The 772-nt window shown below is 64.2% G+C and carries 2 protein-coding genes; one reads left to right on the forward strand and one right to left on the reverse strand.

What is annotated here, in order from left to right; all coding sequences use genetic code 11:
• The coding region (locus ABD323_RS42520) for a TetR family transcriptional regulator (RefSeq protein WP_344447408.1) at positions 1–359 on the reverse strand (359 nt) is incomplete at its 3' end.
• 131 nt (positions 360–490) lie between these two features.
• Here ABD323_RS42520 and ABD323_RS42525 point away from each other — a divergent pair.
• On the forward strand, positions 491–772 hold a 282-nt coding region (locus tag ABD323_RS42525), incomplete at its 3' end, for an AfsA-related hotdog domain-containing protein (protein ID WP_344447409.1).

Here is a 772-nt window from a genome sequence, read left to right on the forward strand (position 1 = left end):
TACGCGGAGTCGTCCTGCAGGCCGAACTCGCCCTGCTCGACGGCGAGTCGGACCCCGGCCCGGAACACCGTGTTGTGCTGCAGCTGGTACGCCAGGTCGAAGGTGATGTCGATGACCCGCTGCAGGCCGTCCGGCCCGGGCGGCAGTGCCAGGTCGTCGGCCTGCGAGGTCATCACCGCGAGGGCCAGCGCCTCCTTCGACTTGAAGTGGAAGTACATGCCCCCCTGGGTCATCCCCGCCCGCTTCATGATCTTGCTGATGCTGGCGCCGCTGAAGCCGAACTCGTCGAACACCTCCGCCGCTGCCCGGAGGATGATCGCGCGGGTCTTCACAGCACGTTCCTGCTTGGGCTCTGCCATCAGACCGACCACCGAACTGTCTCGACAAACAAAACGAACAACCTCTATCTTATAGCTGCGGCTCTGCCGCGCACGGCACGGAACGAGCACACAATGTCAGATTCACACGACGTTCCATACGGGGGAAACGCGTGCCCATCTCTGTCGCTCACGCCAGCCTGCTCTTGCCGAAGCGGAAGCTCTCCACCGCAGTACCCAGAGAGTACGTACACAAATCCGCCCTGGCCGAAGTGCTTTTGACCGGCTGGCACCAACATACCGACGACACCTTCACCGTCACCGCCCAGTGGCCCCGGGCACACGGCTACTACCAGTCGGACCGCGGCCTGTTCGACCCGCTGCTGTTCGCCGAGACGGTCCGTCAGCTGTTCCCGCTGCTGTCCCACGTCGGCTACGACGTCCCGTTCGGTCAC

The sequence above is a fragment of the Kitasatospora nipponensis genome, from assembly GCF_039528135.1.
Classification (GTDB): Bacteria; Actinomycetota; Actinomycetes; order Streptomycetales; family Streptomycetaceae; genus Kitasatospora; species Kitasatospora nipponensis.